Here is an 8,920-nt window from a genome sequence, read left to right as displayed (position 1 = left end):
CAATGGCCGAAGCGCGAGACCATGAGCAGCACCTTCATGCGCTTCCTGGCATCGTGGATCTCCGCCTCCATGGCGAACTTTTCGGCGATCGGCTTGAAGCCCTCGACCAGGTCGGCCTCGCCGACGCCTTCTTCCGAGATGAAGGAGACGCGCATGAAGAACTTGCCGGTGTCGAGATCGTCGAACTGGCTGGAATCGACGATGTTGCAGCCCTGCTCGGCCAGGTAATTCGAGATCGCCGCAACGATCCCCCGTGTCGACTTGCACGTCACTGTCAATACATAGCTCGTCATGTCTCTTCCCTCGTAAAGCGGCTTCATCTTCGCCCGCTCGCTTAGCGCAATCGACCGGCAGGGAAAAGTGTCCCCGATCCGAACGTGGGGCAAAGCTTATGACAGGCGGCGGAAAATTCCGTTCCCATTGCGCCGTCCAGCCGCGTATCCCCGTCGTCCCGAGAGAAGACGGCGCGAATCTGACAGGGAGCGCGAATATGATAGGGCGATAGTCACGCGGCGAGCGCGCGCTTCCTTCTCCATTTTCGCCAGCGGCTGGGTGTCGTCAGCTCATGGACGACGGCGCCGCCGATCGCCGAGCAAACGATGCAGCCAGTCACGAAGACCGGGGCGTTCGCCAGAATGTCGATATTCAGATGGACGCAAACGACACGCAGCAATGCGAGCGTGAAGGCGTGGGTGATATAGATGCTGTAGGATGCATCGCCCAGATAATTCAGCGTGGCGATGACCGGGAGTTTCGAAAAGTCGATCGAAACGGCCGAGTACAGGATGACGACGGCCGGGATGCCCCACATGTAGGAGCGCATGCTGGCGTCGCAGAGCGTTTCGTTGATGAGCAGGAACGAGAATCCCATCACCAGCGCTGGCCAGGCGACGGCCGGCGGCAGGAGGGTCTTGTCGAGATAGAGCTTGGCGAGAAGCACGCCCGCCAGAAACTCGTAGATGATCGGATCACTATAGAATTTGGCTGCGGTCGTATCGCCAGGAAGAACGCGGCAGACGACGATGATCGCGGTCATCGCGACCAACAATGCCGTAAAGCGCCATTTTTCGCGAACGAGCAGCAGCAGGCCGAAGACGAGATAGAAGAACATCTCGTAGTTCAGCGTCCATCCCGGCACGACGACCGGGACGGTCAGCGTGGGATCGGCCGGATTGCGCCAGGGAAGGAAGAACAGCGAGGCGATGAGATGCGGAAGATCGAAGACCGTCGACTTCAGCAGCGTCGGTGCCACCAGCGCCACGCTGGCGGCAAACAGCGTCGCCAGCCAATAGAGCGGCACGATGCGCTGGATCCGGCGCCGGTAGAAGTCCAACGGGCGGATTTCGCGGCCGGCCGTGGTCAGCCACATGACGAAGCCGCTGAGCACGAAGAATATGTCGACGCCGGTCTCGCCGAAGAGATGGAAAACCGTCTGGAAGCCGGGATCGACCTTCGGCACCTGCAGCACCGAATGAAAATAGACGACCATGAGTGCAGCGATGGCACGCAGATACTGCAGCTGAACAAGCATCCCGATCCTCATGCGGCCGATGCCGACATGATGTCTGGTCAGCCCGGCACTCTGCTTTCGTTTAGGGTCTCCGACTGCGCCCGAACGGCGCGCGGTTTGTCGGAAACACGCATGTAACCGACGAGCAGCCAGAGCAGTCCGGCGATCTTGATGGAAAAGATTGCCGTACCGCCGATCATCATATTCAGAAAAATGAAAAGAGAGAGTGAATGCGCGCAGCGTCTTTGCGCCGCCGTCCTTCCAGCGGGATAGAGGCAGACGAAGAGCCAGAAGACGATCAGGCCAAGCATCGTCGACGCGTAGATGAGATAGACATAGCCGCTATCGGCGAATTCACCGATGCGCGAAATCGACAGGCCGAGCATGGACTGGATATCGAGCTCCAGCATCTTCTTGATCGTGACGCCGATGCGCCCGGTGAAATTGTCGCCGACCTCGTCCGGCTTCATGAAATGCACGAAGAAACCGACCAGGATGATGAGAGGCATCAGGATAAGGCTGAAGCCCTTCGGGATCTTCGGAAACAGAAAATAGCCCGCAATGCTGATGCAGGAGAAGATCAGCATCGTGCGGGTGTCGTTGGTGAGCAGGATCAAAAGCACCGTCGCGATGAACAGGGCTTTTTCGAGCAGTGCGAGCCTCGACCAGAAGGAAAGCAGATAGATGACGATGACGCCGCAGAAATTGGCGAGCGACACCTGCTCCAGGAAGATCGAGGACGAGCGGTGATCGATGAGGCCGAAAGAGAAGCGGCCCTGGAAACCGAGCGCATTGGCAAAGAGGCCGGTCGAGTTGAAGCTTGCCTGCTTGATCCCGCGCGTATTCTCGAAATATTCGCCGGGATGAAAGAGGCTGACATAGAAAGGCGTGCTGACGACTTCGCAGACGAGGAACAGCAGAACCGCCGCGCTGGCGATCCGGAAGGCAAGCCTGACCGTTCGCTCGCTCGCCCAGCTGCCGATGCCGGCAAAGCAGAAGATGATCAGGATGTTGCGGAACTGGTCGATGAAGGTCAGGCGGTTGAAGACGGTGATGTAGATGGTGATGACAAGCGTGAAGACGAGAAAAAGGACGATCGGCAGATCTTCCTCGTAGATCCCCTTTTTCAGAATGAAAGCCACGCTGGAGATCATCATCAGGCCCTCGCAAAGAACGACATGCGAGACCGAAAGCGGCATGATGTTGTGATTGATATAGGCGAGGATGCAATTGTAGAGCACCGAAAACAGCGTGATCGCCAGGATCGGATAATCGATACGCTGTTTATCGGTAAGGCTTCTCATCTGTTGTCCGGGCTGCCGCATGCTTTGGGCCGGCGCAACGATAGCAGTCTCATGATTCGCGACAAAGCGCCAACCGCCTGCCTGCGTCGCGAGCTCTCGCCGTCGATCAACCCGCCGGCTTCACGGCCGCGCAGCTCGGCGCAAGGGATACTTTCTTGCCGACGGCCGCCGTGATCGTCTTCATCTGCGGCCGGTCCTTGCCGTTGCGCGGCTGCACGTTCATTGGTTCCTCCGCCGGCCACCACTCGCCTGCCGCCCAATAGCTCCAGCCGAGCCACGCGTCGCTATTATCAGCCATGATGCCGAGGACCGCCTTCAGCCCGTCGAGGCAGGGCTGGGTGCCGGGCACGCCGAATTCGCCGAGAAAGCCGCGCTTGCCGTTCTTGCGCAGCCAGTCCGTGACATCGAGCAATCCCTTTCGCGCGCTGTCGCTGCCGTCGCAGGCGGTATGTGTGCCGGAGCTGTCGGCGTCGAGATACTGATGGAATTCGAAGGCATAGAAATCGAGCGGATCCTTGACGCGGAGCATGACCGTGCCATTGGCGCCGCCGCCCAGAACGTCGGCGGACCAGCTATGCGCGCCCGTCCAGTTCGTGCCCGGCACGAGGATGAGGTTGCGCGCGCCGACGGTGCGGATGCTGCGGATGGCCGCATTGGCCGCCTCCAGCCAGTCGGGCGCCTTGATATCGTGCGGCTCGTTCATCAGGCCGAAGAGGACGCCCTTCCGGTTGGCGAATTCGATCGCGAGCCGCGCCCAGAAATCACCAAAGGCAAGATCCGTCGCAGGCGCCTGCGTCAGCTGGGTCTTGTCGTAATAGCCGAAATTATGCGGGTCGAGGAGCACGGCCATCCCGTGCTTCTGGATGAGATCGACGGCATCCTTCAGCCGCTGCAGCTCCGCGCCGTCGAAAGGCTGGCCCAGCACTGGCTGCAGGCGCTCCCAGCGGAAGGGCAGCCGCACGATATTCATGCCCTTGTTCGCGAAATAGCGCACCGTCTCTTCCGAGGGATATGTATAGTTGATGCCGAGCGCCCCGTCGCGGTCGCCATACTCGGCGCCGGAAAGATTGATGCCGCGATAGCAGAGCTGCGAGGCGGCAAAGCCGTCATCGGCTTGCCCGACAATGGAAGCAATGGCCATCGTCGCGGCGAGCGCACGATGCAGCAGTCTTGTCATCGGTCCGGTCATTGCAGGCTCCTGTTTCGGCGGCGAGGGCGCTGCTTTCATAGGGCTCGTCGCGTTGAACAATGATGAACGGGAGAAGGCGGCGGTTGCCAGCGTTTCGACTTCCTCCGAGTGTCCTTAATGGTCCGTTAGCCAAACATTTCTAAACTCCTTGCATCCGCTGGGCGCAACAGGTCCTCGGAGCGTAGAAAGCCTGGCATGAGCCCCATGGAACGAAACAAGCGATCGGACCAACTTTCGGGTTGGCGCGGCATCGAGCCGTCTGACGGATACCGTCAGGGCCAGCGCTCGCGCAGTCCGTTGCTGCGTCCGCGCGATTTCGTTTCCGGCGTCGAACCGGCCGCGGCGGCTCAGCCGATCGACATGGCGACACACGAGGCGAGCAAGAGCGAGCCGTCGCCCCCCGAATTTCAGCCGAACACAAGACCACAGCCCGCGGCCGAGCCGATTGTCGTCGTTGCGCCGGTGACGGAAGCAGCCACGGTTGCCGCGCCTCCGAGCGTTGTCACACCGCCGGTGGCGATGGCTGATGTGCCGCTGCTCGATCTTCGCTCAGCCGTTCGCTCGATCTGGGCGAAGAAGTTCGTGGTCCTTGCCCTCGCCGGTGCCGGCGCCGTGCTGGGCGCGGCCGTCATTCCGCTGATACCGCAGAAATTTACCGCCGAGACCAGTCTCTACTTCGATCCGCGCCCGGTCGGCGCTTCCGATTCCGCCCAGCAGGCTCCCACCGCGCCGGAATTGATTACGACGATGATCGACAGCCAGACGCAGATCCTGTCTTCGGGCAAGGTGCTCGGCCGGGTCGTCGATGCGTTGAAGCTCGATCGGGATCCGCAGTTCGATGGCGGCGCCAGCGGCGAGGCGGCGAAATATGTCGCGGCCGCCACGCTGGCGAAAGCGGTACAGATCGCCCGCGAGGCCAGCACCTATGTCGTAACAGCGAAGGTGACGACCGGCGACCCGCAAAAGTCGGCCAGAATTGCCAACCAGCTCGTGGCCTCCTTCATGGAAGAGGAGAGCAAGGCGGCGTCCAACAGCTACAAGAGCAGCAACACCGCGCTGGACTCCCGCCTCGATGATCTGCGCCAGCAGGTATTGTCAGCCGAAAAAGCCGTCGAAACCTATCGTGCCGACAATGACATGGTGGCTGTCGAGGGCAATCTGATATCCGACAAGCGCCTGACAGCGCTGAACGACATGCTGGTCACTGCCCAGCAAAAGACGATCGAGGCGAAGGCCCGCGCCGACGCCGCCGGCAAGCTGAGCTTCGAGGAAGTGGTCTCCAACAATCCTTCCTCCGGGATGACCTCGAACGCATTGAGCAGCCTGCGGCAGCAGTATGCGGCGCTCGCCGCCAATGTCGGCAGCCTTCAAAGCCAGCTCGGCGCCCGTCATCCGCGCCTGCTTGCCGCCAAATCCTCGCTGGAAAGCCTGGCGGTTGAAATCCGGGCCGAGTTGCAGCGGCAGGGGACGTCGGCCCGTTCCGACTACGAACAGGCGCAGAAGGCCGAGCAGGATATTGCCAAGGAACTTGCGGTGCAGAAAGCCTCGCAAGTCAACACGTCGGGCAAAGTCGTCGGCCTGAATGAGCTGCAGCGCAAGGCAACCGCTTCCCGCGATCTCTATGAATCGCTCCTGAAGCGGTCCGGTCAGGCCGGTGACGCGCAGGATCTGTCGCAGAGCAATATTCGCGTGATCTCCGAAGCGGAACCGCCGCTGAAGGCGGATGGACCCAGCCGCAAGGTGATGATGGTCGCGGGCCTGATCGCCGGCGCGATGTTCGGCGCGGGCCTCGGCATGGCTTTTGCCATTCTCCTCGGCCTGTTTCGGCACCCTGTCATCCGCGGCTATTTCGGCAAATGAGCCCTTTTCTGCCTTTTGCGCTGAGGCTTCTTCAGGATCGGGGATGCAATTGCGCGCCGCCTGTTCTAAATGTAAATCGGCTCTGAGAATGATTGGATCTTGCTAACGCAAGCGCGATACAGTCATTAGGGGTCGTATGGTACTTTGTGAGACAATCTATGCGAGAAAAGCGGTGCGCTGCTCCGATGACTGGCGCCGAGGAAAACTGACCGATGGTGCCCGCTGATAAGCTCGTTTTGCCGTTCCTGGCGCTGCCGCGCTCGACCAAGCGTGCGCTGGCGCTGCTGGTCGATGCCAGCCTCTGCGTGCTCACGGTCTGGTTCGCCTATTGCCTGCGTCTCGACGATTGGGTCATTCTCGAAGGCGTCGAATGGCTGCCGGCCATCGTCTCCCTGCTGGTCGCCCTACCGATCTTCGTCGTCCTTGGCCTTTATCGCGCCATTTTCCGATATGCGGGTCTTTCGGCTTTCGTAACCGTCGTCAAGGCGGTCGCAATCTATGCGCTCGCCTTCATGACGATTTTTACCGCGATCAGCGTGCCGGGCGTGCCGCGCACGGTCGGCATATTGCAGCCGCTGCTGCTGCTGATCGCGATCGGCCTGTCGCGCATGTGGACGCGCTACTGGCTCGGCAATGCCTATCAGCGGCTCCTCAATCGCAATCAGCTTGCCAAGGTGCTGGTCTACGGCGCCGGCGCTTCGGGACGGCAGCTTACGGGCGCGCTTGCCAACAGTGCCGAGCTGAATGTCGTCGGCTATCTCGATGACGACCGCAACCTGCATGGCAGCATCATGGGCGGCCTGCCGATCTACGCTCCGGCCGATCTGTCGGCGCTCGTGGTCTCGGGCGATATCAAGGGCGTGCTGCTGGCCTTGCCGAACGCCACGCGGCAGCGGCGCAATGAAATCCTCGAAAGCATGCGCAAGGCCCGCGTGACGGTTAGGACCATGCCCGATCTGACCGCGCTCGCCCAAGGTCGCGTTACGGTCTCGGATCTGCGCGAACTGGACATCGAGGACCTGCTCGGCCGCAACGTGATCGCCCCCGACCGTGACCTGATCGAGAAGAACATACGCGGCAAGGTGGTCATGGTGACCGGAGCCGGCGGCTCGATCGGCGGCGAGCTCTGCCGTCAGATCCTGAAGAACGAGCCCTCCTCGCTCTTGCTGGTGGAGCAGAGCGAATTCGCCCTTTATGCCATTCACGGCGAGTTGGAGAAATCGGCAGCCTCGGCCGGCCGTGCCGATGTGCGCATCATCCCCTTTCTCGCCTCCGTCAGGGACGGCCAGCGGCTCAGGCAGATCATGGAGGCATGGCGGCCGAAGACCGTCTACCATGCCGCCGCTTACAAGCATGTGCCCCTCGTCGAGTACAATCCCGTCGAGGGCATCCGCAACAATGTGCTGGGAACGTTGATCGCGGCCGAAGCCGCCCGCGATCGTGGCGTCGAGAGTTTCGTCCTCATCAGCACCGACAAGGCCGTGCGTCCGACCAACATCATGGGCGCGAGCAAGCGCCTGGCGGAAATGGTGCTGCAGGCGATGAATGCCGATCGCAAGCCAGATACCGACAGCACCAATTTCGCCATGGTGCGCTTCGGCAACGTGCTGGGCTCCTCCGGTTCGGTCGTGCCGCTGTTTCGCCAGCAGATTCGCGATGGCGGACCGATCACGCTCACCCATCCCGATATCACCCGCTACTTCATGACCATTCCCGAGGCATCGCAGCTGGTCATCCAGGCAGGCGCGATGTCGGCGGGCGGCGACGTCTTCCTGCTCGACATGGGCGAGCCTGTGCGTATTGCCGATCTCGCCCGGCGCATGGTGGAATTGTCCGGTCTGACAGTGCGGGATGCGGACGAGCCCGAAGGCGATATCGAGTTGGAAATCACCGGCTTGAGGCCGGGCGAAAAGCTCTATGAGGAACTTCTGATCGGCGATAACCCGCAACCGACGACCCATCCGCGCATCATGCAGGCGAAGGAAGATTTCCTGCCCTGGCCGGAGCTGTCGAAGCGGCTTGCAGCGCTGGAAGCGGCGCTGGAGAAAAATGACATCCCCCTCGCCAGAGCGCTGCTACAGAAGCTCGTCTCCGGTTATGCGCCCAGCAGCGAAGTGGTCGATCTTGTTTACCGCGAACGCGAGACGGACTTGACGGTCGACCAGCCGAATCTCGACAATGTCGCGCAGCTATAGATGCAGTGTGATGAGTTGAACTGCGGCCGGTTCCCTCGGGCTCAGCGTTCGCTGAGGTTTGCCGCCGCTTCCTTGACGGCGTAGCGCCAGCGGCGCAGCTGGTCGCATGTCCGGAACCAATGTGCCGTCACCCGCAGCAGGAAATGCCGCTTGACGGCGCGATAATGCACGCGTTTGCCGATCGTGGTGGCGGCGCGGTGCGGGCTGAAGTCGACGAGATTTTCAAATGTCGTGAATGTTTCCACGCCGGTCGACCAGCCGCGCTCAAGGGCGACGTCATAGGGAAGAAGCATGGGCTTCAGCGTCGTCAGCAACTTCCTGGCGGCGTTGCGGTTGACGATATAACAGGCAGCCGACCCCTGCGGGCCATGCATGCAGCGGCCGACGACATCGTTTTCGCTGGTTTCGCGGATTGCCTTGAAGCCGACGAGGCGATGGTTGACGAGCTTGACGAGGCGCGCGCCCTGAACGCTCTCCATGGCAGCGATCGCGCGTGGGATCAGCCGCTCATTGAGCTCGACGTCATCTTCCATGATGATGGCCATCTTGTCGCCGCTGGCGACAAATTGCTCCAAAGCAAGTAGATGGCTGCGGTAGCAGCCGTATTCGCCGGCCAGAAGCTTGCGTCCGTTATGATAGATGAATGACTTCGGGTGGAAATCCATGCGGTCGCGCTCTGCGATCGCCCGACCGTCGACGGCCGGAATGCGCGTGATATCCAGGTCGTATTCCACCGCCTGGCTGCATAGGCGCTCCCAACGCTCGCGCGACCGATCGAGGTTGATGACATAGATGCGAAGCTGCTGAGCGGCTTCGTCAGCGATGTCAGAGTCGACAAGGCGGGGGATACGATTAATCTGTT

General features: G+C 61.1%; 7 protein-coding genes. 2 read left to right on the top strand and 5 right to left on the bottom strand.

Annotated features, from left to right (window positions below):
* The 4 genes from ACPYOP_RS32065 to ACPYOP_RS32050 form a co-directional block, all read right to left on the bottom strand.
* Positions 1 to 293, bottom strand: a 293-nt coding sequence (locus ACPYOP_RS32065; protein WP_481414242.1) for an ACT domain-containing protein, incomplete at its 3' end; no start/stop codon positions are given.
* Positions 294 to 505: 212 nt separating this feature from the next.
* A complete protein-coding gene (locus ACPYOP_RS32060; RefSeq protein ID WP_481414241.1) occupies positions 506 to 1,531 on the bottom strand; it encodes an acyltransferase family protein in 1,026 nt (341 codons plus the stop codon).
* Positions 1,532 to 1,569: 38 nt separating this feature from the next.
* Positions 1,570 to 2,835 carry a hypothetical protein gene (locus ACPYOP_RS32055; protein ID WP_481414240.1) on the bottom strand — a complete coding sequence of 422 codons (1,266 nt, stop codon included), beginning with the start codon at positions 2,833 to 2,835 and terminating at the stop codon, positions 1,570 to 1,572.
* 85 nt (positions 2,836 to 2,920) lie between these two features.
* Positions 2,921 to 4,003, bottom strand: coding sequence for a glycoside hydrolase family 5 protein (locus ACPYOP_RS32050; protein WP_481414239.1), 1,083 nt, complete (start codon positions 4,001 to 4,003; stop codon positions 2,921 to 2,923).
* A 195-nt stretch (positions 4,004 to 4,198) separates the two neighbouring features.
* Here ACPYOP_RS32050 and ACPYOP_RS32045 point away from each other — a divergent pair, with 195 nt between their 5' ends.
* Together ACPYOP_RS32045 and ACPYOP_RS32040 are read left to right on the top strand one after the other, a co-directional pair.
* Positions 4,199 to 5,863, top strand: a complete 1,665-nt coding sequence (locus tag ACPYOP_RS32045; RefSeq protein WP_481414238.1) for a GumC family protein — start codon at positions 4,199 to 4,201, stop codon at positions 5,861 to 5,863.
* Between the two features lie 212 nt (positions 5,864 to 6,075).
* On the top strand, positions 6,076 to 8,058 hold the full coding sequence (locus tag ACPYOP_RS32040) for a polysaccharide biosynthesis protein (protein ID WP_481414237.1): 1,983 nt from the start codon (positions 6,076 to 6,078) through the stop codon (positions 8,056 to 8,058).
* A 41-nt stretch (positions 8,059 to 8,099) separates the two neighbouring features.
* Here the strand turns inward: ACPYOP_RS32040 and ACPYOP_RS32035 are convergent.
* Positions 8,100 to 8,920 (bottom strand): glycosyltransferase family 25 protein (locus tag ACPYOP_RS32035; RefSeq protein WP_481414236.1); only part of this gene is annotated, 821 nt, incomplete at its 5' end.

The sequence above is a fragment of the Rhizobium sp. KNZ2-6A genome (genome assembly GCF_056755475.1).
Note: the sequence above shows the minus strand (reverse complement) of the source record. Positions and strands in the feature narration are given on the sequence as shown.